The organism is Roseivivax sediminis, from assembly GCF_900112685.1.
In the GTDB taxonomy this organism is placed as follows: Bacteria; Pseudomonadota; Alphaproteobacteria; order Rhodobacterales; family Rhodobacteraceae; genus Roseivivax; species Roseivivax sediminis.
The window spans coordinates 583,510-608,876 of record NZ_FOMS01000001.1 but is presented as its reverse complement, the minus strand read 5'-3'; the positions used below and the strand labels follow the sequence as shown (position 1 = coordinate 608,876).

At 67.8% G+C, this 25,367-nt stretch carries 22 protein-coding genes and 1 riboswitch; of the genes, 18 read left to right on the top strand and 4 right to left on the bottom strand.

Annotated features, from left to right (window positions below):
• The first annotated feature begins 49 nt into the window (after nt 1-49).
• From metZ to F3H57_RS02950, 11 genes are all read left to right on the top strand, one after another.
• Entirely contained in the window at nt 50-1,243 is a 1,194-nt protein-coding gene (metZ, locus tag F3H57_RS03000; RefSeq protein WP_149754369.1) for an O-succinylhomoserine sulfhydrylase, read from the top strand.
• A gap of 140 nt (nt 1,244-1,383) precedes the next feature.
• Nucleotides 1,384-2,484, top strand: a complete 1,101-nt coding sequence (folE2, locus tag F3H57_RS02995; RefSeq protein WP_149754368.1) for a GTP cyclohydrolase FolE2 — start codon at nt 1,384-1,386, stop codon at nt 2,482-2,484.
• A gap of 102 nt (nt 2,485-2,586) precedes the next feature.
• On the top strand, nt 2,587-4,035 hold the full coding sequence (locus tag F3H57_RS02990) for a TrkH family potassium uptake protein (RefSeq protein ID WP_149754367.1): 1,449 nt from the start codon (nt 2,587-2,589) through the stop codon (nt 4,033-4,035).
• Between the two features lie 250 nt (nt 4,036-4,285).
• Nucleotides 4,286-5,407: an ABC transporter permease gene (locus F3H57_RS02985; RefSeq protein WP_149754366.1), complete on the top strand. Its 1,122-nt coding sequence runs from the start codon at nt 4,286-4,288 to the stop codon at nt 5,405-5,407.
• Between the two features lie 2 nt (nt 5,408-5,409).
• Entirely contained in the window at nt 5,410-6,177 is a 768-nt protein-coding gene (locus tag F3H57_RS02980) for an ABC transporter ATP-binding protein (RefSeq protein WP_149754365.1), read from the top strand.
• A 3-nt stretch (nt 6,178-6,180) separates the two neighbouring features.
• Nucleotides 6,181-8,358, top strand: coding sequence for an MCE family protein (locus F3H57_RS02975; RefSeq protein WP_149754364.1), 2,178 nt, complete (start codon nt 6,181-6,183; stop codon nt 8,356-8,358).
• Between the two features lie 5 nt (nt 8,359-8,363).
• A complete protein-coding gene (locus tag F3H57_RS02970) occupies nt 8,364-8,969 on the top strand; it encodes an ABC-type transport auxiliary lipoprotein family protein (RefSeq protein ID WP_223162924.1) in 606 nt (201 codons plus the stop codon).
• A gap of 370 nt (nt 8,970-9,339) precedes the next feature.
• Nucleotides 9,340-10,308 (top strand): TAXI family TRAP transporter solute-binding subunit, encoded by a 969-nt coding sequence (locus tag F3H57_RS02965; protein WP_149754362.1) that lies wholly within the window; start codon nt 9,340-9,342, stop codon nt 10,306-10,308.
• Nucleotides 10,309-10,445: 137 nt separating this feature from the next.
• The gene (locus F3H57_RS02960; RefSeq protein ID WP_149754361.1) at nt 10,446-13,220 is read left to right on the top strand and encodes a TRAP transporter permease; all 2,775 of its coding nucleotides are present in this window, start codon (nt 10,446-10,448) and stop codon (nt 13,218-13,220) included.
• 9 nt (nt 13,221-13,229) lie between these two features.
• Entirely contained in the window at nt 13,230-13,661 is a 432-nt protein-coding gene (locus F3H57_RS02955) for a universal stress protein (protein ID WP_149754360.1), read from the top strand.
• A 131-nt stretch (nt 13,662-13,792) separates the two neighbouring features.
• Entirely contained in the window at nt 13,793-14,467 is a 675-nt protein-coding gene (locus F3H57_RS02950) for an FAD-binding oxidoreductase (RefSeq protein ID WP_149754359.1), read from the top strand.
• 22 nt (nt 14,468-14,489) lie between these two features.
• Here F3H57_RS02950 and F3H57_RS02945 read toward each other — a convergent pair whose 3' ends face one another.
• Nucleotides 14,490-15,359 carry a hypothetical protein gene (locus F3H57_RS02945; protein ID WP_149754358.1) on the bottom strand — a complete coding sequence of 290 codons (870 nt, stop codon included), beginning with the start codon at nt 15,357-15,359 and terminating at the stop codon, nt 14,490-14,492.
• Nucleotides 15,360-15,479: 120 nt separating this feature from the next.
• Here F3H57_RS02945 and miaB point away from each other — a divergent pair, with 120 nt between their 5' ends.
• Nucleotides 15,480-16,802, top strand: a complete 1,323-nt coding sequence (miaB, locus tag F3H57_RS02940) for a tRNA (N6-isopentenyl adenosine(37)-C2)-methylthiotransferase MiaB (RefSeq protein WP_149754357.1) — start codon at nt 15,480-15,482, stop codon at nt 16,800-16,802.
• Between the two features lie 69 nt (nt 16,803-16,871).
• Here the strand turns inward: miaB and F3H57_RS02935 are convergent, their stop codons facing one another.
• The gene (locus F3H57_RS02935; protein ID WP_149754356.1) at nt 16,872-17,213 is read right to left on the bottom strand and encodes a hypothetical protein; all 342 of its coding nucleotides are present in this window, start codon (nt 17,211-17,213) and stop codon (nt 16,872-16,874) included.
• Nucleotides 17,214-17,725: 512 nt separating this feature from the next.
• Between F3H57_RS02935 and F3H57_RS02930 the strand changes: the two genes are divergently transcribed.
• The 5 genes from F3H57_RS02930 to metK all read left to right on the top strand — a co-directional run bounded on the left by F3H57_RS02930 (nt 17,726) and on the right by metK (nt 23,014).
• On the top strand, nt 17,726-18,706 hold the full coding sequence (locus F3H57_RS02930) for a PhoH family protein (protein ID WP_149754355.1): 981 nt from the start codon (nt 17,726-17,728) through the stop codon (nt 18,704-18,706).
• A gap of 58 nt (nt 18,707-18,764) precedes the next feature.
• Nucleotides 18,765-19,301 carry an rRNA maturation RNase YbeY gene (gene ybeY, locus F3H57_RS02925; RefSeq protein WP_149754354.1) on the top strand — a complete coding sequence of 179 codons (537 nt, stop codon included), beginning with the start codon at nt 18,765-18,767 and terminating at the stop codon, nt 19,299-19,301.
• On the top strand, nt 19,294-20,238 hold the full coding sequence (locus tag F3H57_RS02920) for a hemolysin family protein (protein WP_149754353.1): 945 nt from the start codon (nt 19,294-19,296) through the stop codon (nt 20,236-20,238). Before ybeY ends, F3H57_RS02920 begins: the two co-directional genes overlap by 8 nt.
• A complete protein-coding gene (lnt, locus tag F3H57_RS02915) occupies nt 20,231-21,745 on the top strand; it encodes an apolipoprotein N-acyltransferase (RefSeq protein ID WP_149754352.1) in 1,515 nt (504 codons plus the stop codon). Before F3H57_RS02920 ends, lnt begins: the two co-directional genes overlap by 8 nt.
• 34 nt (nt 21,746-21,779) lie before the next feature.
• Nucleotides 21,780-21,827: riboswitch (SAM-SAH riboswitch) on the top strand.
• 8 nt (nt 21,828-21,835) lie between these two features.
• The gene (metK, locus tag F3H57_RS02910) at nt 21,836-23,014 is read left to right on the top strand and encodes a methionine adenosyltransferase (RefSeq protein WP_149754351.1); all 1,179 of its coding nucleotides are present in this window, start codon (nt 21,836-21,838) and stop codon (nt 23,012-23,014) included.
• A 447-nt stretch (nt 23,015-23,461) separates the two neighbouring features.
• Here metK and F3H57_RS02905 read toward each other — a convergent pair whose 3' ends face one another.
• Nucleotides 23,462-24,160, bottom strand: a complete 699-nt coding sequence (locus F3H57_RS02905; protein ID WP_149754350.1) for an NUDIX hydrolase — start codon at nt 24,158-24,160, stop codon at nt 23,462-23,464.
• A gap of 16 nt (nt 24,161-24,176) precedes the next feature.
• Nucleotides 24,177-24,587, bottom strand: a complete 411-nt coding sequence (locus F3H57_RS02900) for a DUF983 domain-containing protein (protein ID WP_149754349.1) — start codon at nt 24,585-24,587, stop codon at nt 24,177-24,179.
• Between the two features lie 230 nt (nt 24,588-24,817).
• Between F3H57_RS02900 and F3H57_RS02895 the strand changes: the two genes are divergently transcribed.
• Entirely contained in the window at nt 24,818-25,339 is a 522-nt protein-coding gene (locus tag F3H57_RS02895; RefSeq protein WP_149754348.1) for an EF-hand domain-containing protein, read from the top strand.
• The last annotated feature ends 28 nt before the right edge of the window (nt 25,340-25,367 follow it).

Here is a 25,367-nt window from a genome sequence, read left to right as displayed (position 1 = left end):
GGCTTTTTTCGTTGTGCCGCCCGGCGCGCCGGCGGCCAGGAGGGATGACATGAAGGACCACAAGAGCCAGACCCGCCGCACGCGCACGCAACTCGTGCATGGCGGCACCAAGCGCAGCCAGTGGGGCGAGCTCAGCGAGGCGATGTTCCTCACGCAGGGCTTTGCCTACGACAGCGCCGCGCAGGCCGAGGCGCGTTTCATCGAGGCCGGCGAAGACGAATACATCTACGCCCGCTACGGCAACCCGACCGTGCGCATGTTCGAGGAACGCATCGCGCTCCTGGAGGGCGCGGAGGACGGGTTCGCCACCGCTTCGGGCATGGCCGCGGTCAACGGCGCGCTGGCGGCGATGCTGAAGGCCGGCGACCACGTCGTCGGGGCTCGCGCGCTCTTCGGCTCCTGCCTCTATATCCTCGAAGAGATCCTGCCGCGCTACGGCGTGGAGGTCACGCTGGTCGACGGCACCGACCTCGATGCGTGGGAGGCCGCGCTCCGCCCCGACACCAAGGCGGTGTTCTTCGAATCGATGTCCAACCCGACGCTGGAGGTCATCGACATCGAGGGCGTCGCAAAGCTTGCCCACAAGGTCGGCGCGACGGTGGTCGTCGACAACGTCTTCTCCACGCCGGTCTATTCCAAGGCGCTGGAGCAGGGCGCGGACGTGGTGATCTACTCGGCCACGAAGCATATCGACGGGCAGGGCCGGACGCTCGGTGGCGTGATCCTCGGCACGCGGGAGTTCATCCGCAAGACCGTCGAGCCTTACATGAAGCACACCGGCGGCTCGATGAGCCCGTTCACCGCCTGGGTGCTACTGAAGGGGCTGGAGACGATCGACCTGCGCGTGCGCGCCCAGACCGAGACCGCCGAGGCGCTGGCGCTGCGGCTGAAGGGCCATCCTGCGCTGAGGCGGGTAATCTATCCCGGGCTTGCCGATCACCCGCAGCACGACCTCGCGCAGCGCCAGCTCGGCGCGGGCGGCACGATGCTCTCCTTCGACGTGGCGGGCGGCAAGGCCGCGGCCTTCGCGATGCTCGATGCGCTGGAGGTGGTGCTGATCTCCAACAATCTCGGGGATGCGAAGTCGATCGCGACGCATCCGGCCACCACCACCCATTCGCGCCTGTCCGAGGAGATGCGCGCCGAGCTCGGCATCGGTGACGGGTTGATCCGGCTGTCGGTCGGCCTCGAGGATCCCGAGGACCTCGCGGAGGATATCCTCGGCGCGCTCGCGCAAGCGTGACCGTACGTACGCGGCGCCGGCGCGGGGCGCCGGGGCCGCGTGTCATCCGCGACCCGTCCGCGTGCGTATCTCTGTGCGAACATGGACGAAGCGCCCGTTACCACATAGATAAGGCGGGCAGACGGCAGGAGGCGGATGCCATGAATGTCCACACGCCCGAGATCGACCGCAAGCCCAGCCGCAAGGAGGCCGAGCGTGCGCTCGCTACCCTGCGCCACTGGGCAGGGCAGTCGCACGAGGCCGAGATCGCGGCCCTCGATCCCGCCGTCGCGGCGCTGGCGCCGGATGCGGAGAAGGTTTCCTATCCGCCGCTGGCGCGGCATTACGACGCGGGGTTCGAGGCCGACGCGGATTACCGCGACACGCTGCCCGATCTTCAAAACGGACCGTCGTCTCTCATCCGCGGGGCACGGCGGGCGATCCAGCATGTCGGTATCTCGAACTTCCGGTTGCCGATCCGCTTCCGCAGCCGCGACAACGGCGCTCTGGTGCTGGAGACGAGCGTGACCGGCTCTGTCAGCCTCGACGCCGACAAGAAGGGCATCAACATGAGCCGGATCATCCGGTCTTTCTATGCCCATGCCGAAAAGACGTTCAGCTTCGAGACCATCGAGGCGGCCCTCGACGACTACAAGACCGACCTCGAAAGCTTCGATGCGCGCATCAACATGGGTCTGCGCTTCCCGGTCGCCGTGGAGAGCCTGCGGTCGGGCCTGACGGGGTACCAATATTACGACATCTCGCTGGAACTGGTGGAGACAGCCGGCGTGCGGCGCAAGATCATGCACCTCGACTACGTCTATTCCTCGACCTGCCCGTGCTCGCTGGAGCTGTCGGAGCATGCGCGGCAGGCGCGCGGCGTTCTGGCGACGCCGCATTCGCAGCGCTCCGTCGCGCGGGTGTCGGTGGAGCTGGTCGGATCGCGCTGCCTGTGGTTCGAGGACCTGATCGAGCTCTGCCGCCGGGCGGTGCCGACCGAGACGCAGGTCATGGTCAAGCGCGAGGACGAGCAGGCCTTCGCGGAGCTCAACGCCGCCAACCCGATCTTCGTGGAGGACGCGGCACGGCTCTTTGCCGAGGAACTGCAGGCGGAAGAGCGGATCGGCGATTTCCGTGTGGTTGCGAGCCACCAGGAAAGCCTGCACAGCCACGACGCGGTGTCGGTGCTGACCGAGGGCACGCTCTTCGCCGCCGACAGCCTCGACCCCAAGCTGTTCTCCACGCTGTTCCACGTCGGGTGACGACGTTCGGGGTGGGCATATTGCCCACCCGCCGGGCGCGCCGTCCGGCCCGTCATCGCGGAGAGTTGACAGCGCGCGAAAGCGGCGCCAACGCTCGCCGCCATGTTCGATCTGCGCCCTGTCGCCCATGTCATCGGCCTTCTGGTCACCTGCCTCGGCGCGACGATGGTGCTGCCGATGCTGGTGGACATCGCCGAGGGGCGCGGGGAATGGGCGGTCTTCCTCGAAAGCGCGATCGTCACCACGCTGGCCGGCGGGTTGATCGCGATCGCCGCTTCGCCTTCGGTCGAGGGGCGGCTGTCGCTGCAGCAGACCTTCCTGCTGACCGTGTCGGTCTGGGTCGTGCTGCCGCTGTTCGGGGCGATCCCCTTCGTGCTGGGGGCGACCGAAGCGCGCTTCGTCGACGCCTATTTCGAGGCGATGTCGGGGATGACCACCACCGGCTCGACCGTGTTCACGGGGCTCGACACGATGCCCAAGGGGATCCTGCTGTGGCGTGGACTGATGCAGTGGCTGGGCGGGATCGGGATCATCGTCGTCGCGATGGTCTTCCTGCCCGAGCTGCGCGTCGGCGGCATGCAGATCTTTCGCACCGAGGCCTTCGACACGATGGGCAAGATCCTGCCCCGGGCGACGCAGATCTCGGCGCAGATCTCCACCATCTACATCTCGCTGACGCTGCTCTGCGCGATCATCTACCTCGGCACAGGGATGGGGGCGTTCGATGCCTCCGTGCATGCGCTGACCACCGTGTCGACGGGGGGCTTCTCCAACTACGACGCCTCGTTCGGGGTGTTCCAGGGGCCCGCGGAATACGTCGCTGCGGTGTTCATGGTGCTCGCGGCGCTGCCATTCGTGCGCTACGTGCAGATGATCAACGGCAACCGGTCGGCGATCCTCTTCGACAGCCAGGTGCGTACTTTCGTGGCGATCATCGCGGTGCTCGTGGTCTTCACCGTCGGCGTGCTGGTGGCGATCTTCCCGCATCACCCCGAACAGGCGCTGCGCGAGGCGCTGTTCAACATCTCCTCGATCATCACCGGGACGGGATATGCCAGCGTCGACTACATGGGCTGGGGGTCGCTCCTGGCGGCGATGTTCTTCTTCATCGGCCTGATCGGGGGATGCGCGGGATCGACCGCCTGTTCGGTCAAGGTGTTCCGCTATCAGCTTCTGTTTGCCTCGATCCGCACGCAACTGCGCAAGATCCGGGCGCCTCACGGGATCTTCACACCGCGCTACGACGGGCGCCCGGTGGGCGAGGACGTGCTGTCCTCGGTCATGTCCTTCTTCATGTTCTTCGTGGTGTCCCTGGGTCTCATCGCGGTGGCGCTGAGCCTGACCGGGCTAGATTTCGTCACTTCCGTTTCGGGAGCGGCGACGGCCTTGGGCAATATCGGGCCGGGGCTGGGGCCGCAGATCGGGCCGGCGGGGAATTTCCAGGGGCTCAACGACACCGCCAAGTGGATCCTGATCTTCGCGATGCTGCTGGGGCGGCTGGAGCTGATGGCGGTGCTGGTGCTGTTCACGCTGCGGTTCTGGCGCGGATGACGCCGGAGCGGCGCTCGGGCCTCCGGCCCGTCGCCCCGCCCGCCGTCCCGACCGGCGCGCCGGGCCGGGCGGGGCGCGCGCGGAGAGGTCGAGGGGGGCGCTGCCGCCGTAGCCTGCGGCGCGTCCTTCGGGATTTTTCCGGGCAGATGAAGGGCAGGGCGCGCGCGAGCTGTGTCTTCGCCGGTGCAGTCGGGCCGGTGCGGCCGCGGGGTGCTTGCGATTCGGGGGCCGCGCGCCTTAGCTCCGGGCGATGAGCGAGGCGGCCCCCAGGATCGAGACGTTGCACGAGGCCGGCCGCACCCTGGTGCGGCTGGCCGGACGCGTGACCGTCGCCGATCTGCCGGAAATCGAGCGCGCCTTCGCGCGGCTCGGCGGGCCGGTCGCGGTGGACCTGGCGGGCGTGGAGCGGATGGACACCGCCGGGGCCCACGTGCTCGTGCGGTTGCGCGCGCGTCTCGAGGCAGAGGGCCAGGCGCTGGAGATCCGGGGGGCGCCCGCGGCGGTGGAGAGCGTGATCGCGACCGTCGCGGCGGCGGAGCCGGCGCCGGAGCGCGCGGCGCCGGCGCGGCGCGGGCTGGTCGACCGGGTTGCCGATGTCGGCGCACGCATGACCGGCGCCGGGCGCTTCGGGGCGGAGCTCCTGGCGATGTTCGGGCTGATCCTGGCGCGGCTCGTGCGGACGATCTGGCGGCCGCGGGATTTCCGGATGACGGCGCTGGTGCATCATTGCGAGGCGGTGGGCTGGCAGGCGGTGCCGATCGTGGCGCTGATGGCCTTCCTGATCGGCGTCGTGCTGGCCTTCCAGGGGGCCACGCAGCTGCGCCAGTTCGGCGCGGAGGTCTTCGTGGTCGACCTGATCGCGATCTCGATCCTGCGCGAGCTCGGCGTGCTGCTGACCTCGATCATCGTGGCGGGGCGGACGGCCTCGGCCTTCACCGCCGCCATCGGGTCGATGAAGATGCGCGAGGAGATCGACGCGATGCGCACGCTCGGGCTCGATCCGGCGGTGATGCTGTTCGTGCCGCGGGTGCTGGCGCTTCTGTTGATGCTGCCGATCCTCGCGGTGGTGGCGAACGCCGCCGGGCTGGTGGGCGGCGGGGTCATGGCGTGGGTCGTGCTCGACATCTCGCCGCCGATGTTCGCAACGCGGCTGGTCGAGGGCACGGGCGTCGCCAATTACGTGATCGGCCTCGTGAAGGCGCCGTTCTTCGCGCTGATCATCGGGGTCGTGGGCTGCCATGCCGGCATGCGCGTCGGCGGCAACGCCGAATCGCTGGGGCGGCAGACCTCGGCCGCGGTGGTCACGGCGATCTTCGCGGTGATCGTGGCCGATGCGGTGTTCTCCGTCCTTTTCGCCGAGATCGGGATCTGACGATGTCCGAGGCGATCATCCGCGTGCGCGGGCTGGTCACGCGCTTTGGCAGCCACGTCGTGCATGACAGGCTCGATCTCGACGTGGCGCGGGGGGAGATCCTGGGCGTCGTCGGCGGATCGGGCACCGGCAAGTCGGTGCTCTTGCGCACCATCGTCGGGCTCAACCCCGCGCGGGTGGGCGAGATCGAGGTGCTGGGTACGCCGGTGCCGGCCCGGACCGCGGCGGAACGCGCCCGGCTCGAGGGCAATATCGGCGTGATGTTCCAGGACGGCGCGCTGTTTTCCTCGCTCACCGTGCGCGAGAACGTTGAGGTGCCGCTGCGCCGGGTCGCGGGGCTGAGCGCGCGGACACGGGCGGAGCTGGCCGATCTGAAGATCTCCATGGCCGGGCTGCCCTACGCGGCCGGTGACAACTATCCCTCGGAGCTCTCGGGCGGCATGCGCAAGCGGGCAGGCCTTGCGCGGGCGCTGGCGCTCGACCCCGAGGTGCTGTTCCTCGACGAGCCGACGGCGGGGCTCGACCCGATCGGGGCGGCGGCGTTCGACCGGCTGATCCATGGACTTACGCAATCGCTCGGGCTAACCGTCTTTCTCGTGACGCACGACCTCGACACGCTCCACGCGGTCTGCGACCGGGTGGCTGTCCTGGCAGAGAAGCGGGTTCTCGTGACCGGAACGATGGAAGAGATGCTGGACGTCGATCACCCCTGGGTGCGCGATTATTTCCATGGCCCCCGGGCGCGGGCCGCGCGGCCGGATCGGGGCTGAGCCATGGAGACGCGCGCCAATTACGTGCTGATCGGGGCGTTCACGCTTTTCGGGCTTGCCGCCATCGTGCTGGGCTTTCTGTGGTTCGCGCGGATCGAGCTCGACCGCCAGTTCGGCTATTACGACGTGCGCTTCGAGAGCGTCGCGGGGCTGAGCGAGGCCGCCGACGTGCGCTTTGCCGGCCTGCCGGTGGGGCAGGTGGCCGACATAAGACTGGCGCCGGAGCGCGACGGCACCGTGGTCGTGCGGCTGGAAGTGGACGCCGCGACGCCGGTGCGCACGACCTCGGAGGCGACGGTGGAAAGCCAGGGGGTCACCGGGGTCAGCTATGTGGGCATCAGTGCCGGCGACCCAGATACACCGCTTCTGGACGAGGCGGCGGACAGCGACGTACCGACCATTCCCGCGGGCACGTCGGTGTTCCAGTCGCTCACGCAGGATGCGCCGGAACTGCTGCAAGAGACGCTCGACACGGTGCGCAACATCAACGACGTGCTGTCGCCGGACAACCGCGCGCGCGTCGACAATATCCTGATCAACGTGGAGGCGGCGTCAGACGATTTCTCGGACGTGCTCAGCGGCTTTTCCGACGTGACCGAGCAGATTTCCAACTTCGCGCGCGAGGTGGATCGCTTCAACACCACGCTGGAGAACCTGTCGGACGACGTCTCGGTGGTGCTGCGCACCGCGGACGAGACGTTGGTGAATATCGGCGATCTTGCACTCGACGGCCAATCGCTGCTGGAACGGGGCGAGGTCACGCTCAACAGCACGATCCGCACGATCGAGAGCGCCAACGGCTACCTGTCGAACGACCTGCCGGCGCTGACCATCGAGCTGCAGGGCGCGGTGGCGGATCTGCGCCGCGAGACGCTGGACCTGACCGACCGCGCCGACGCCACTCTGGCGAATTTCGACGCAGCGGCGCGCAGTGCGCTCGACCGGTTCGCCGAGGCCGAGCCCCTGATCGACGACACGCTCGAGCTGGTCGCGAACCTCGATATCGCCACGACGCATATCGACGAGGCTGCGACCTATTTCGACGACCTGATGGAGGGCGACTTCACCGCCGTGATCGTCGAAAGCCGCGCGGCGCTGCAGGACGTGGTGGCGGCGGTCGACGAGGTCTCGGCGCTGGCGCGGCAGGGACGCGGATTCCTCGAGGCGACCGAAGGCACCGTCGCGGCGGCGACCGGGACGCTGCAAGGTGCGGAGACGCTGCTGATGCAGGATCTTCCGGCGCTGACCGATGATCTGCGGGGGTCCATCGCGGATCTCGGAGACAGGCTAGATCGGCTGACAGCGCGGGCCGAGAGCGCCCTCGCGGCGCTCGAGGGCGCCGGCACCTCGGCGACTGCCCGGCTCGACCAGGCCGAACCGGTGATCGCCGAGACAGAGGCACTGGTCGCGCAACTGCGCAGCACGGCCGAGGGCGTCGACCGTGCGGTCGCCTCCGTCGACGGGCTGGTGAGCGGCGAGGGCGCGGCGCTGGTCTCCGAGGCGCGGGCGCTGGTGACCGACGCCGCGGGTGCGGTGCGCACTGTGTCGCGCGTGGCCGAGGAGGACCTGCCGACCATCGTCTCCGACATCCGCACCGCCACCGCCCGCGCGACGGAGGTGATCGAGACCGTCGGCGCCGATCTGCAGGACGCCACCGGCCGCATCGACGGGCTGTCGGAGGAGGCGCAGACCGCGCTCGAGGTCGCCACCGCTACCTTCGCCAATGCCAACACCACGTTCGGGGCGGTCAACTCGGCCCTTGCGTCGGGCGAACAGACGCTCGCGGTGGTGGAGGAGACCTTTGCCAAGGCCGGTCCGGTGCTCGACGGCGCGAACCGGGTCATCAACGAGGATATCTCCACCATCACGGCAGACCTGCGCGAGGCGATCGGCACGCTCAATGCTGCCGTCGCGCAGGTTTCCGAGGACATCCCCGAGGTCTCCGGAGACGTGCGCGACGCCGCCGCGCAGGCGCAGGCGTTGTTCCGGGAGATCCGCACCCTGGTAGACGAGACCGGCCAGCCGCTGTCGGCCTTCGCCGGCGAGGGGCTGCCGCAATACACGCGGCTGGCGAGCGAGACCCGCCAGCTCATCCGCAACCTCGACCGGCTGACCGAGCAGATCGCCCGCGACCCCGCGCGCTTCCTGCTCGACCGCGACACGCCGACATTCCGCAGGTGATGCCCATGCGCCGTTTCGCTTTTCTCGTGACCTTTGCGCTGCTCTCCGGCTGTTCGGCGATCTCCGCCATCGGGGAGGCGACGGCAGTGCTCGACGTCTACGAATTGCGCGCGCCAGACACGGTGCCGCAAGGCGCGCCGCGCCCCCTCGACGTGATCGTGGAGGAGCCGGTGACCACCGGCGCGCTCGACACCGACCGGATCATGGTCAAGCCCTCGGACCTTCAGGCGCAGTACCTGCCGGACGCACGCTGGGGCGAAGAGGTGCCGGTGATGGTGCAGACGCTGATGCTGCGCACGCTGCAGCGGACGGAGGCGTTCCGCTATACCGGGCGCGAGCCGCTGGGTCTGGCCGGCGACGTCGCCATCGTGACCGACATCGTCGACTTTCAGGCGGTGGCGGATGAGGCGGGAGACGGCGCGGAGGTCGTGCTGCGCCTTCGGGTGCAGCTTGTGCGGGAGGAAGGCGTGTCGATCCTGGCGAGCCGGACCTTCGAGGCGACAGCGTCGGCCGTGGACACCGAGACTGCGACACTGGTATCCGCCTTCGACGCGGCGTCCGATGCGCTTTTCGCGGAGTTCGCGAGCTGGGCGCTCGAGCGCCTGGGATAGGCCGCAAGGGTGTAGTTGCAAAATTGCAAGCAGCGCTCCGTAGGGTCGGGTCTTCCCCCCTCGCGGAGCGGCTTTTTACCTTGTTCCCAAAGGCTTGATACAGACCGGCGGAGCCCTCGCAGGTGCCCGGCAGATCCCGGATCATGCGCCTAACCCCCTGATTTCAATCCTTGATCGAAGCCCGCACGCTGTTACCCTTCCGCAAGGCAGCGGCTCGCCCCGGAAAGGTACGCCCGGCGAAACGGGATCTCTGGCCCCGGACGACGCCGGAGCGTTCATGGATGGAACGCCGCTCCGAAGAAGAAGTCGGGCGCGTATCTGCTCACGCGCCCGTGCGAGCCGATACCGGCTTCACATTAGGGAGATCGAGATGAAGCATACCAAGACATACTTGGCCGTCGCCGCGCTGATGGCCGGCACGACAGGGGCCGTTGCGCAGGAAGAATTCATCACCATCGGCACCGGCGGCCAGACTGGCGTCTACTACGTCGTCGGCCAGTCGATCTGCCGTCTCGTCAACCGCGGCACGTCCGAGCACGGCCTGCAATGCACCGCGCCGTCCACCGGCGGGTCGGTGGCGAACATCAACGCCATCAAGTCGGGCGACCAGACCATGGGTGTTGCCCAGTCCGACCAGCAGTTCTACGGCTACAACGGAGAAGGGTCGTTCGACGAACCGTACGAGAAGCTGCGCGCGGTGTTCTCGGTCCATCCCGAGCCCTTTACCGTGGTCGCCCGCGCCGATGCGGGGATCGAGACCTTCGACGACCTCGCCGGCAAGCGCGTGAACATCGGCAACCCCGGTTCGGGCCAGCGCGCGACGATGGACGTGGTGATGGAGGCCGCCGGCTGGACGACCGACGAGTTCTCGCTCGCCTCCGAGCTGAAGGCGACGGAGCAGGCGCAGGCGCTCTGCGACAACAAGATCGACGCCTTCGTCTACCAGGTCGGCCATCCGAACGGCTCCATCCAGGAGGCGTTCTCGAGCTGCGATGCGGCCTTCGTCGATGTCGACGGGGACTATATCGACGGGCTGATCGAGGAGAACGACTTCTACGCCGAAGCCACCATCCCCGCTTCGCTCTACGAGGGCGTTGAGGACGACACCACCACCTTCGGTGTGCGCGCGACCTTCGTGACCTCCGAGGATGTGGCCGAGGATACCGTCTACGAGGTCGTCTCGGCGGTGTTCGAGAACTTCGACCGCTTCAAGCGCCTGCACCCGGCCTTCGGCAATCTCAGCCAGGAGGAGATGATCTCGGCCGGCCTGTCGGCGCCGCTGCATGCCGGCGCCGAGAAGTACTACCAGGAGCAGGGCTGGATGGACGGCGGCTCCTGATCCGCTGACCTTTCAGGCGGTCCCGCAATACGCGGGGCCGTCTTTCGCGGACTTTCGCACTCTCCGCTTTTCGGTACCGGCATTTCGGGACATCCCGGAACAGAACAACCGCCGGGCCTTCGACAGGGAACATGACGATGAGCGACGACAAGGACCAGTTCCAGGCTGCGCGCGTGGAAAATGAGGCCGCTGGCAAGGCCGGCCTCAGCCAGGAGGAACTGGACGAGCTTGTCGCCTCCACCGATGCCGGGGGCCGGTCGCCGAAAGGCGCCGTCGGTCTCATCATCATGCTGGTTGCGCTGGCCTGGTCGCTCTACCAGCTGTGGATCGCCTCGCCGCTTCCGTTCATGGTCGGCTTCGGCGTCTTCAACGACACCGAAGCGCGGGCTTTCCACCTTGCCTTCGCGCTGTTCCTCGGCTTCATGGCGTATCCGGCGGCGCGCACGCCCTTCCAGCTCGGCCTCGGCGTGGCGGTGCCGCTGCTGCTGACCTTCCTGTTCTGGCTCGGCTCCGGCTGGACAGCCTGGTGGGTGCCGATCGTCGGCGCGGCGGTTATCGCCGGCATCCTGCTCGGCTCTCCGAAGGACCGGGTGCCAGTCTGGGAATGGGCCATGGCGCTCGCGGGCGCGGCATCTGCACTTTACATCTACATCGCCTATGACGGCATCGCGAACCGGGTCGGCGCACCGATCACGCAGGACCTCGTGGTCAGCGTCATCGGCCTGATGCTGCTGCTCGAAGCGACGCGCCGGTCGCTCGGCCCGGCGCTGATGATCGTGGCGACGGTGTTTCTCAGCTACACCTTCCTCGGACCCTACATGCCGCAGATGATCGCCCACAGCTACAAGTCGCTGGGCGTCGTCGCGAACCACCAGTGGATCACGACCGAGGGCGTATTCGGCATCGCGCTCGGCGTGTCGACGTCCTTCGTGTTCCTCTTCGTGCTGTTCGGCTCACTCCTCGATAAGGCGGGGGCGGGCAATTACTTCATCCAGGTCGCCTTTTCGCTGATGGGCCACATGAAGGGCGGGCCGGCGAAGGCGGCCGTGGTGTCCTCGGCGATGACCGGCCTGATCTCGGGCTCCTCGATCGCCAACGTGGTGACCACGGGCACTTTCACCATCCCGCTGATGAAGAAGGTCGGCTTCAACTCCGAAAAGGCCGGCGCGGTCGAGGTCGCGTCCTCCGTCAACGGGCAGATCATGCCCCCTGTGATGGGCGCCGCGGCATTCCTCATGGTCGAATACGTGGGCATTCCGTACTTCGACGTTGTCAAGCACGCCTTCCTGCCGGCGGTGATCTCCTACATCGCGCTGGTCTACATCGTGCATCTCGAGGCGTTGAAACAGGGCATGGAGGGGCTGCCGCGCGCCTATACCCCCAAGCCCATCGTGCAGCGCCTGATCGGAATGGCGTTCATCATCGCCGCGATCTGCGCGTTGAGCTTCATCGTCTATTACGGCATGGGCTGGATTCGCACCGTGTTTCCCGAGACCGCGGGTTGGATCCTCTTCGTGCTGCTGACGGCGGTTTATGTCGGCCTCGTCTACGTTGCCTCGAAAGAGGAGATTCCCGAGCTGAAGAACGAGGGCGCCAACGAGACGCTGCCGCTGCCGGGGCCGACGGTGCGGTCGGGCCTGCACTTCATCCTGCCGGTTGTGGTGCTGGTCTGGGCGCTGATGGTCGACCGTCTGTCGCCCGGCCTCTCCGCCTTCTACGCCGCCGCCTACATGATCTTCATCCTGCTCACCCAGCGTCCGCTGATGGCGCTGTTTCGCGGGCAGGGGCAGTTCGTCACCTCCTTCCGCAACGGTTGCGTCGACCTGGTCGACGGGCTGGTGACCGGCGCGCGCAACATGATCGGCATCGGTATCGCCACGGCGACCGCGGGCATCATCGTCGGCTCGGTCAGCCAGACCGGCGTGGGCTCGGCGCTTGCCGACGTGGTGGAGGTGCTGTCGGGCGGCAACATCCTGGCCATCCTGTTCCTGACCGCGATCCTGTCGCTGATCCTCGGTATGGGGCTGCCGACCACGGCCAACTACATCGTCGTCTCGGCGCTGCTCGCGCCGGTGATCGTGACGCTTGGCCAGCAGAACGGGCTGATCGTGCCGCTGATCGCGGTGCACCTCTTCGTGTTCTACTTCGGCATCATGGCCGACGTGACACCGCCCGTGGGCCTGGCCTCGTTCGCAGCCGCGGCGGTGTCGGGGGGCGATCCGATCAAGACCGGGGCGGTGGCGTTCTTCTACAGTCTGCGCACCGCGGCGCTGCCGTTCCTGTTCATCTTCAACACGCAGCTTCTCCTGATCGACGTGACGTGGATACAGGGGATACTTGTTTTCGTCGTGGCGACGATCGCCATGCTGCTCTTCGCGGCGGCGACTCAGGGCTGGTTTCTGACCAAGAACCGGATCTACGAGACCATCGCTCTCCTGCTCATCGCCTTCACACTGTTCCGGCCGGGGTTCTGGATGGATATGGTCTATCCCCCGTTCGAGCCCGTGCCGCCCACGAACATCGAGGCGGCGGCCGAGGGCATCCCCGTGGGCGAGCCGCTGCGTTTGCGCGTGTCGGGCGTCGACGAGATCGGCGCTCCGCTGGAGTTCACCGCGCTGCTGGAGATGCCCGAGGGCGAGACCGGTGCCGAGCGGCTGGAGAACGCGGGGCTGCTCTTCCGCGAGGAGGGCGACGCGCTCATCATCGACGACGTGATGTTCGATAGCGCGGCGCAGGACGCCGGCCTCGACTGGGATCAGGAGGTGCTCCGCGTGTTGCAGCCGCAATGGCAGCCGTCCAAGTACCTGATGTTCATTCCGGCCTTTCTGCTTCTGGCGCTGATCGTCTGGATGCAGCGCGGCCGGGCCGAGAAGGCCGCGAGCGCACGGCGCGCGTCCGGCGCAACCGCGTGAGGGCCACCGATGTTCCGCAACATCCTCGTGACGATCGACCTCAACGACCCGGTGTCGTGGGAAAAGGCGCTGCCCCAGGCGGCGGAACTGGCCAAGGCCTCGGGCGGAGGGCTGCACCTTCTGGCCGTGGTCCCCGACATGGGCATGCCGCTGGTCGAGGGGTTCTTTCCCGCCCATTACGAGGAACACGCGCTGACGATGGCCAAGGCCAAGCTCGACGAGCTGGCGCGTGAGGCGCTGCCCGCCGACACGCCGCACGAACAGCACGTCGCGCTGGGCCAGATCACCGCCCGGATCCTCGAAACCGCCGCGGCGACCGGAGCCGACCTCATCGTGATGGCGAGCCACGATCCGGACCTTGCCCAGAATTTCCTGATCGGCGGGCATGCCGGCAAGGTTGTCCGCAGATCCCCGGTCTCGGTCCTGGTGGTCCGGGAGTAGGGAACGCCGCCGAGCGTGCCCGGCACCTTCGGTGCCGTTCGGGCGGGTGTGCGCTTCGCGGCCGTTGCGCCCCCTACGGAACCCCCCGCGCTGCCCGGCGGTTTTGCCGCGAGCACCACAGGAGGTTCCCCATGCCGCATACGCTGACGCTCCGGTCGATCGAACCGGTGACGCACGACACCAATCATTACGTGTTCGACAAGCCGGACGGCTTTTCCTACACGCCCGGCCAGGCGGTGGACCTCGCGCTCGACCGCGACGATTGGCGCGAGGAAAAGCGGCCCTTCACCTTCACCAGCCTGCCGCACGAGGAGACTCTCGAATTCGTCATCAAGTCCTATCCGGACCATGACGGCGTGACCGAGCAGCTGGCGAATCTCAAGCCGGGCGAGACAGTGCTGATCGACGAGCCGTGGGGCGCCATCGCCGACAAGGGGCCGGGCTGGTTCATCGCCGGCGGCGCGGGCGTCACGCCCTTCATCGCCGTGCTGCGTCAGCGGCTGCACCAGCACGGCACGCTCGATGGCTCCACTCTCATCTTCTCCAACAAGACCGAGCGCGACATCATCCTGCGCGACACGTTCGAGGGGATGACCGGCCTCACCTGCATTTTCGTTGTGACCGATCAGCCCGACAGCCCGCTGTGCGGTAGCGAGATCGGGCAGGAGATGCTGTCCGAACACGTGATGCCGGGGCAGGGCAAGGTCTATGTCTGCGGCCCGGACCCGATGCTGGACGATATCGAGAAGGCGCTGAAGGAGATCGGCGTTTCCGAGGACGATATCGTCATGGAGGAATTCGACTGACGCGGCGGCCGGGGCGGACGGGTCAGAACCACTGCCCCGGTTCCATCAGGCCAAGGTCCAGAAGCTGCCGCGAGTGCCATTCGAACGGCGTGGAATTGTGCCAGGTGAACGCCTCGATATCGAAGGTCGAGCCGGGATTGCGCTTCAGCGCCTTGGCGGTGCGGAATGACACCAGCGCCGCCGTCAGGTTGTTGTGCCACGGGCAGGCATAGGTGTTGTATTCCTCGTCCGAGAAGGTGTGATCCTCGCGGAGCCTCAGTCCCGGCTTCGCGCGGAACAGTGCGATGCGGTCGATCTTGCGCCGGTCGGCAGGCACGTGCTCCTCGAATCGCCAGCGCAGCCCCCCGAAGAAATCGAGTTGCCGTTCCCTGGGATGGTTATGGTTCGCCGGATCGACGCGCGCCTGCGCGTAATAGCCCGACCGGTCGAGATGCGCTGAATCGAGCGATACGGCGTCCGGATGGTGCTCCAGATCGTCTGCATAAAGGTCGATGACATAGGTCAGCATCGCATCGCGCCGTTCTTCGCTGTGAAAGGCGAGCATCTCCGTCACCGTGCGCGTCTCGCAGAACGGGTAGAACAGGAATTCGGCGTTGTAGCAGTAGAACAGCCAGATGCCCGGGGCCGCAGCGATGACCCGGTTGACCGCCGCCGGCACTGCGCCCTCGGCCACCGGATCGTAGTCGACCCGATGCACGAGCTGCGCAACGTCGGGGGCGAGGTCGAAGACCGGGGCGATGAAGACCACGACGCTGGCGAAGCCGCTTTGCAGGTGATGGCGGATCGTGGTGTCGACCTCCACGTCGTCTTCGGCGAAGATCAGCGCCACCGGCCCCTTCGTCAGCGCGGCCTTGCCGTTCCTCAGAAACGCATCGAGCCCCGAATGCCGCATACCGCCCCTCTGCCCTGCCTTCGTAGCGCAGACTCGGTTAAGGGTCCGTGCATTGCAAGGGGCGGCGGAGTCGCGCTATAGCCGCGCCTTGATCCTGCATGCCCCGATGGCGGAGGCCCCATGACCGCGCCCAAGAAGCTTTTCATCAAGACCTACGGCTGCCAGATGAACGTCTACGACAGCGAACGCATGTTGGAGGCGCTGGCCGGGCAGGGCTACGAGTCGACGGACTCGGCCGAGGACGCCGACCTGATCCTGCTGAACACCTGCCACATCCGCGAAAAGGCGGCCGAGAAGGTCTATTCCGAGCTTGGCCGCTACAAGGATCTGCGTGCCGCGAAGCCAGACCTCAAGATCGGCGTCGCGGGCTGCGTCGCCCAGGCCGAGGGCGAAGAGATCATGCGCCGACAGCCGATGGTCGACCTCGTCGTCGGCCCGCAGAGCTATCACCGCCTGCCGGACCTCGAGGCGCGGGCGCGCTCGGGGCAGAAGGCGCTCGACACCGATTTCCCCGAGGACGACAAGTTCGCCGCGCTGAAGGGCCGGGGGCCCAAGGCGAAACGCGGCCCGGCGGCGTTCCTGACGGTGCAGGAAGGCTGCGACAAGTTCTGCGCCTTCTGCGTCGTGCCCTATACCCGCGGCGCCGAGGTCTCGCGCCCCGCAGCGCAGGTGATCGCGGAGGCGCAGGATCTCGTGGAGCGCGGGGTGCGCGAGATCACTTTGCTCGGCCAGAACGTCAACGCCTATCACGGCGCGGGGGAGGGCGGCGACTGGTCGCTCGCCCGGTTGATCCGCGAGCTGTCGAAGATCGACGGGCTTGCCCGCATCCGCTTTACCACCTCGCATCCGAACGACATGGACGACGACCTGATCGCGGCGCATGGCGATTGCGACAAGCTGATGCCGTACCTGCATCTGCCGGTGCAGGCGGGATCGGATCGCATCCTGAAACGGATGAACCGCAAGCACACCGCCGAGAGCTACATTCGCCTGATCGAGCGGCTACGCGACGCGCGGCCCGACCTGCACCTGTCGGGCGATTTTATCGTCGGTTTCCCCGAAGAGACCGAGGAAGATTTCCAGGCCACGCTCGACCTGATCGAGGAGGTCCGCTACGGTTCCGCCTTCTCGTTCAAGTATTCGACCCGTCCCGGCACCCCGGCAGAAACGCGCGATCAGGTGCCCGAGGACGTGAAGTCAGACCGGCTCCAGCGGCTTCAGGCGCTTCTGACGCGCCAGCAGCGGGCGCTCCAGGATGCCATGGTCGGCCGCGAGGTCGATGTGCTGTTCGAGAAACCCGGCCGGATGGCGGGGCAGATGGTCGGCAAGTCGGAATACCTCCACGCCGTCCACGTCACCGCCGACGACATCGCTCCGGGCGATCTGCGCCGCGTGCTTGTGACAGACAGCGCGCCGAACTCCCTGGCCGGCACGCTGGTCTGATCGGGCGCACCGCGCGCGGTGCGCTGGCCGTGCCGCGTCCCCACCCGAGATCGCGGCACAGGCCGGCCGTCAATGCCCGAGCGTCTTGCGCGAACGCGCGTCGTGGTAGATCTGGCGCATCCGCTGCTTCATGCCCTCGGGGTTGCCGACAAGCTCGTCGTCGCGGCAGACCCGCTCCGCGACCGCGTGCGCGGTCGGGAAATCGTAGCCGATGGCCACGAGGCTGTCGACGAAGTTGGAATTCGGGCGGTCCCAGATCACGTCTTTCCAGGGGCCGCGGAAGCAGCTCACGACGATCGTGCCGCCCTGGAAGCGCTTGATGTCCGAGTGACCGGTGTCACGGTGATAGTCGCCGGCAACGGCCGGTGCGGCGGCGAAGGCAGCGACCGCGAGCGCGATGATGGTCTTCATGTATTCGATCCCGTCCGTGCTTGGGTTGCGACGCGCGCGTCATCGAGGCCGCCGCCGCACGGATTGCGACAGCCCCCATGCGCCCCCCGAGCGCACGCCACAATCTAGCCTGAATTTGTGGTCCGGCCCAAAATATTTCCGCGATTGCAGGGGCATGGTGTCGAATGTGTTGCTGTGCGCCTCATTGTCGCCGTGATGCGGACAGTTGCCAAGCGTGATCCGTCCTTCCGCAGGCCGCGGCGCCCGGATCGCCCAACCCCTGCCGAATCTGCACCGATCGGCACATTTGAGATTCGCCATCTGGTGGCCGCGCTGGCCGCCTGCCTCTCCTTCGGGAGTCCGACAGGACCAGCGCTCGCCGGAACAGCGGTGCCCCGCGGGCCGGTCGCGGGGCTTGCCCCGGTGCGCGCCACCGCGGAAAGGTCTCCGCGCGGCACTTTGATCTCCTAGGCCCTTGCCACCGGCGCCCGGGCTTGTGACGATACGGGCGTAACGCCAACCCGGAGAGCTGCGTGAGCACAGGCACCCTGAGCGAAGCCGTCCTGGAATTCCCCGACAACCGTCTTCTGATCGAGCTTTGCGGCGAATTCGACCGCAACCTCACTGACATCGAGGCCCGCCTCGGCGTGCAGATCCTGCGCCGCGGCAACCTTCTGGCCATCCACGGCCCGCCCGAGGCGCAGACCGAGGCCTCCGAGGTGCTGCACGCGCTCTACCAGCGGCTCGAACAGGGCAAGAGCGTGGGGCGCGGCGACATCGACCGCGAATTCCGCATGGCCGATCCGGCCGAGACGCCGGACGACCAGCTCGACATGTTCGGATCGGGCGACCGGATCGAGATAAAGACCCGCAAGAAGCTGATCGAGCCCAGGACCGAGGCGCAGAAGGCCTATGTCCGGTCGCTCTACGAGAACGAACTGGCCTTCGGCATCGGCCCGGCGGGCACCGGCAAGACCTACCTCGCCGTCGCGGTCGGCGTGAACATGTTCATCCAGGGCCATGTCGACAAGATCATCCTGTCGCGCCCCGCGGTGGAGGCGGGCGAACGCCTCGGCTTCCTGCCCGGCGACATGAAGGACAAGGTCGATCCCTACATGCAGCCGCTCTACGACGCGCTGAACGACTTCCTGCCGGGCAAGCAGCTTGCCCGGATGATGGAGGAGAAAACGGTGGAGATCGCGCCGCTCGCCTTCATGCGCGGCCGCACGCTCGCCCACGCCTTCGTGGTGCTGGACGAGGCGCAGAACGCCACCTCGATGCAGATGAAGATGTTCCTCACCCGCCTCGGGGAAGGCTCGCGCATGGTCATCACCGGCGACCGCTCCCAGGTGGACCTCCCCCGCGGCGTGCAGTCGGGCCTGCGCGACGCCGAGCGTCTGCTCAAGGATATCGACAAGATCTCGTTCAACTACTTCACCGCCCGCGACGTCGTCCGCCACCCGCTCGTGGCCAAGATCATCGACGCCTACGACAAGGACGCCGAAACCGGGTGACCGCCCGCATCTTCTTCTCGTTTCAAATAGTCCGGGGTCCGGGGCACCGATCCGCCACATGCTCACCGACACGATCGTAGAACACGACCCCTGGGACGCCGCCGGCCTGCCCGAGCTGGCCGAGGCCGCGGCGCGGGCGGCGCTGATGCATCTCGGCCTCGACCCCGGCGCGCACGAGATCGCGGTGCTCGGCTGCGACGACGCGCGCATCGCCGCGCTCAATGCCGAGTTCCGCGGCAAGCCGGATCCCACCAATGTGCTGAGCTGGCCGGCCGAGGATCTCGCGCCCGAGCCCTCCGGCACCCGCCCGCCGCCGCCGGCCCCCGGAGAGCTCGGCGATATCGCCATCGCCTTTGAAACCTGCGCGAAAGAGGCCGGGGCCGGCGGCCTTCCGCTTGCCGATCACGTCACGCACCTTGTCATTCATGCGGTTCTGCATCTTCTGGGTTACGACCATGTGCGTGATGCAGACGCCACGTTGATGGAACGGCTCGAGGCTGACATACTTTGCAAAATGGGTCTTGCCGACCCATATGCCGACGAGGCGGGGCAAACGGCCCCGTGGGAGACAGGACAGACCGGAAACGATGGGTGACAGCGACGAGTCGTCTAATGCAGCGCAGAGCGCGCATGAGACGGATGCCGAATTAAACGGCGACAACAGCGAAGGCGGCTTCTTCCGCCGCTTTTTCGGCTTCGGCAATGCCGCCGAGGACGAGGACGACGACGAGGACACGATCGGCAGCGCCGCCCGGGAGGGCGTGCCCGGCCTTGCCAACCTGCGGCGCATGCGGGTCGAGGATGTGTGCATCCCCAAGGCAGACATCGTCGCGGTGCCGGACACGATCACGCGCGACGACCTTGTGCAGGTGTTCCGCGAATCGGGCCTGACGCGCCTGCCGGTCTATTCCGGCACGCTCGACACGCCGATCGGGATGGCGCACCTGAAGGATTTCGCGCTCAAGCACGGGTTCAACGGCCGCGACACGCGCTTCAACCTGAAGCGGATGCTGCGCCCGCTGCTCTTCGTGCCGCCGTCGATGCCGATCGGTGTGCTCCTGAGCAAGATGCAGGCCGAGCGACGGCACATGGCGCTGGTGATCGACGAATACGGCGGCACCGACGGGCTGGTGACGATCGAGGACCTGATCGAACAGGTCATCGGCCAGATCGAGGACGAGCACGACACCGACGAGGCCAAGAACTTCAGCCAGGAACGGACCGGCTGCTATCTCGCGCTCGCCAAGACCCCTCTTGAGGAGTTCGAGGCCGAGATCGGCCTCAAGCTGACCGACGACGAGGAAATCGACGGCGAGGAGATCGACACCCTCGGCGGCCTCGTCTTCATGCTCGCCGGCCACGTGCCGGCGCGGGGCGAGGTCGTGCCGCATCCCGGCGGGGTGGAGTTCGAGGTCGTGGACGCCGATCCCCGGCGGATCAAGCGGCTGCGCGTGCGCCTGCCGGGCGCGCCCGGCAGCACCCAGCCGCTGGCGCTGCCGCCCGCACACACCTCTCGGGCAGAGCATGGCTGACACGGCGCTCGCCCGCGGGCGAGCGCTCGGGCGGTGGTGCCGACTGGCGCTGGCCGCCGCATTCGGCGGACTCTTCGGGCTCGGGCAGGCGCCGTTCGATCTGTGGTATATCGCGCCGCTCGGACTCGTGGCGATCTTCGTGCTGCTTCGGTCGCTGGCGGTGCCGACGCAGGCCGGCTGGTCCGCCTGGGCGTTCGGTGCGGGCTATTTCGGCCTGTCGCTGTCGTGGATCGTGGAGCCGTTCTTCGTCGATGCCGCGGTTACCGGATGGATGGCGCCCTTCGCGCTCCTGGGCCTCGCGGGCGGGCTGGCGTTGTTCTGGGCGCTGCCGGTCTGGTCGGCCTGGCGGATCGGCCGCCCGGTGCTTGCCGTGCCGCTCTGGGCGCTGTTCGAGCTGTCGCGCGCCTATGTCCTGACCGGCTTTCCCTGGGGCCTTGTCGGCTATGTCTGGACCCCAAGCGCGGGCGCGCAATGGGCGGCGGTCGTCGGGCCGCACGGCCTGACCTTCGTGACGCTGGCACTGGCCGCGCTTGCCGCGCACGGGCTGTCCGCCCGAGACTGGCGCACAGGTGCGGGCGCTGTGCTGGGCACCGGGGTGCTGCTCCTGGGCGGGCTCGCGCTCGCGCCGGCGCCGGCGACCGCCCCGGATGCGCCCGTGGTGCGGCTCGTGCAGCCCAACGCGCCGCAGCACCTCAAGTGGCGGCGCGACATGATCCCGGTCTACTTCCAGCGCCAGATCGCCGCGACGCGGGCGGAGCCGCGCCCCGACCTCATCGTCTGGCCCGAGACCGCGCTGCCGATGCTCCTGCACAATTCCAACGAGGCGCGCGAGATCATCGACGAGGCCGCGCAAGGGGTGCCCGTGGTCCTCGGCATCCAGCGCGAGGAGGCCGGAAATTGGTACAATTCGGCCATCGCCATCGGGCCGAGGGGCCGAATCGCCGACGTCTACGACAAGCATCACCTCGTGCCGTTCGGGGAATACATGCCCGCGCGATGGTTTTTTGAGCACATCGAGATTTCCGGTCTCGCGGCCCGGGCGGAGGGGGGGTACTCGGCCGGGCCGGGGCCGCGGCTGCTCGACCTCGGGGCGCTCGGAACGGCGCTGCCGCTGATCTGCTACGAGGCGGTTTTTCCACAGGACGTAACCGGCGCGCCGGAGCGGCCGCGGATGCTTCTCCAACTGACGAACGATGCCTGGTTCGGGACCTGGTCGGGACCGTACCAACACCTTGCACAAGCGCGTATGCGGGCGATCGAGACGGGTCTGCCGCTCCTGCGCGCGGCCAATACCGGGGTCTCCGCGGTGATCGACGGGGGCGGCCGCGTGCGCACATTACTGCCACTCGGCGAGGCCGGTCATATCGACCATCCACTGCCGCCCGCGCTGGCTCCGACACTCTACAGCCGGACCGGCGACTGGCCCGCGCTTCTGGCGATTCTGAGCGCTGTGCTGAGCTTGATCCTGCTTCACCCCCGGTCAAAACGATCCGGCCAGCGGCATTGACCCTAGGTCGGGGGGGGTATAGCGCAGACAGGCCTTCCTGCCACAACGGCTTCCTGGCGTGGCAGTTGTATCAAATGGAGCACTATAAATATGGCACGACAGTCCTACTATTTCACCTCCGAGTCCGTTTCGGAGGGCCACCCCGATAAGGTCTGCGACCGGATCTCGGACGCAATCCTCGACGCACTTCTGGCCGAAGATCCGCTGGCGCGCGTCGCCTGCGAAACCTTCGCGACCACCAACCGCGTCGTCATCGGCGGCGAGATCGGTCTGACCGATCAGGCCAAGCTGAAGGACTACATGGAGCGCATTCCCGACATCACGCGGGCATGCATCAAGGATATCGGCTACGAGCAGGACAAGTTTCACCACGCGACCTGCGAAATCACCAACCTTCTGCACGAGCAGTCCGCGCACATCGCGCAGGGCGTGACCGGCGAGAAGGGCGACGAGGGCGCTGGCGACCAGGGCATCATGTTCGGCTACGCCACGAACGAGACCGAGGCGCTGATGCCCGCGCCGATCCAGTTCTCGCACGACATCCTGCGCCGCCTCGCCGAGGTGCGCAAATCCGGCAAGGAGCCGCTTCTCGGCCCCGACGCCAAGTCGCAGCTGACCGTGCGCTACGAAAACGGCAAGCCGGTCGGCGTCACGCAGATCGTGCTGTCGACGCAGCATGCGGACGAAAGCCAGACCTCGGACGTGATCCGCGAGATCGTGGAGCCCCACATCCGCGACGTTCTGCCGGCCGACTGGATCGCGCCGGACTGCGAATGGTGGGTCAACCCGACCGGCACCTTCGTGATCGGCGGCCCCGACGGCGATGCCGGCCTCACCGGCCGCAAGATCATCGTCGACACCTATGGCGGCGCGGCCCCGCACGGCGGCGGCGCGTTCTCGGGCAAGGACCCGTCCAAGGTGGACCGCTCGGCGGCTTACGTGGCGCGTTACCTGGCCAAGAACGTGGTCGCCTCCGGCATGGCGGAGCGCTGCACCATCCAGCTGTCCTACGCCATCGGCGTGGCGCGTCCGCTGTCGATCTACTGCGACACGCACGGCACCGGTCAGGTGGACCCCGCCGCGATCGAGGCGGCGATCCCGAAGGTCATCGACCTGACGCCGCGCGGCATCCGCACGCATCTCGACCTGAACAAGCCGATCTACGAGCGCACCGCAGCCTACGGCCACTTCGGCCGTGAGCCCGATGCCGACGGCGGCTTCTCCTGGGAACGCACGGACCTCGCAGAGGCGCTCAAGAAAGAGGTCTGAGACCTTTATGAACATGGTGTCCGCCCCCTCAGTCGGGGCGGGCACCCCTCGCGCTGGTTGGCGATCTTCGCAGAATCGACACGCGCGACCTTTCCTTCCCCCGAAAAACTTAACGACCGCCCGTTCCGCCCTTGGAGCGCAGGCGCCTGATCGCCGTTTCGGGGGTTAGGAAGAAGGCACCTATGCGGTGCCCCCTAGAGGTCTTCCTGCCTCGAGGCTCGAAAACGGGTTGAGCAAAGCGCCATCCGACCGAACAGCACCGCAGGTGCCGGGCGCACGGTCGCCATTCTGGCGCCATCGGTCCTGGCGACGATGGCGACACGGGTCCGGCGGTCTGGCGCGATGTCACCCTCGTGCTCCGCCCCTATTGCGGAGGGATGTGGCTGCCATAAAGCGCTCACCTCCAGGGGTGCGGCGCCATCCCCCGCTCCGCCGCGCAGCCGGCACTCAGCCCGCGCGCGGTTCTCCGCGGCCGAGGCGAAGAAACAGGCTCTCTTCGTCGTCGTTGCGGAAGAACGGCACGGAGGCGGGCGGTGCCGGATCGGCCGCGCGGGCCGCGACCTCGGCCAGCACGACCTCGGTGATAAAGGGCATGTCGTGCGCCCGCACCTCGTCGAGCGCGACCCATTGCAGATGCGACAGCTCGTCCGAGGCGGCCGAGAAATCGTCGGGATCGCGCGCCAGCGCCTCCGCATCGACGAGGAAGAACCGCGCATCGAACCGCCGCGGCCGGCCCGGAGGGGTGATCGCGCGGAACACGAACTGCAGCGCCGAGGCGTCGGGTACGTGGCCCGTCGCCGCGAAGGCGCGCCAATCCTCGGGTGGCGTACCGTCCCAGGTGCCGGGCCGGCCGAGGATCTGGCCGGTCTCCTCGAAGAGTTCCCGGATCGCGGTGACCGCCAGCACATGCGGATGGCCCGGGCCGGCACCCTCGGCCACCCGTCCGGCGCAGAGCGGCGCCAGCGGCGCGGCGAGCGGCACCCCGGCGTCGCCCGGATCGGCCGCGCCGCCCGGGAAGACCACCTTGTTGGGCATGAAGACCGCCGCAGAACCGCGCTGGCCCATGAGCACGCGCGGCCGTGTCAGGCGGTTGCGCAGCACGATCACCGTCGCCGCGTCACGGATCGGGGGGGACTCGCTCGTCATCCTGCCTCTCGGAGTTCTAGAGGTCGCTGCGCGCCTCGCCGAAGCCGTGCATGAACCGCGCCCACTGGAACGCGACCACGGCCCCCTTCAATCGCGGCAGAAGGTAGAGCGTGAGCCCGAGGCATCCAAGCCCGAAGATGGTGAAGAGCGTCAGGGGCTCGGGCCGCCACGTCTCGAACACGAACAGCAGCAGCGGCGCCATCAGGTGACCGACGATCAGGATCGTCAGGTAGGCCGGCCCGTCGTCGGCGCGGTGATGATGCAGCGGTTCGCGGCAGACCGGGCAGGTGTCGCGCACCTTGAGATAGCCGCGCAGCAGCGGCCCCGTCCCGCAGGACGGGCAGCGCCGCCGCCAGCCGCGCATCAGCGCCGGCCACGTGGCGCGGATCGGCTCTGCTTCGATGCTCGGCTTGCTCTGGGGGGTCATAGCGAACACTCCTGTTTGCTGCGTGTGCAGGATGGACCCTGGGTGTGGCGGGCGAAAGGCGGCGGCATGTCGCGCGGTCCCGGCACCATTATCACGGATCCGTGATCCCGGGCCACGCCGCATCGCGACGGAGCGCGCCGCCCGCCACGTTTCATTGATCGGACCCGCAGCGCGACCGGCGCGCGTGCCACGTGGCGGGAACGACACCGAGAACCGGGAAGGATCCGACGATGAAACGAGCAATCTTCACGATGGGCGCGGTGCTCGCCGCGACCGCGGCGCTGGGCGCGGACCTGGCCGAGGCGCAAGCGAATGACGCGGGGCGCTACGGCTGGCATCACGGCGACCGCGGACCCGGCGGCCCCGGCTACGGCGGTCATGGGGGCCGGCTCGATGCGGACGGCGACGGCACGATCAGCCGGGAGGAATTCGAGAACCCGGCCGCGGCCCGATTCGCCGCGATGGATGCCGACGGCGATGGCGCGGTGACGGCCGAGGAAATGGCCGCCTACGCGGAAGCGCAGCGCGAAGCGCGCCGCATCGCCCGGGCGGAGCGCATGGTCGCCCGGCTCGATAGCGATGGCGACGGCGCCATCAGCCTGGAGGAGATGGACACTCAGCTCGACCGTGCCGCGATCTTCGACGAGATTGACAGCGACGGTGACGGCGCCCTCTCGGAGGAGGAAATGCGGGAGGCCCGCGGGATCATGCGCGAGCGCATGGGGCGCCGCGGCCCCTTCGGCGACGACTGAGCGCGGCGCCGGACCGCCGGGCGGGGCG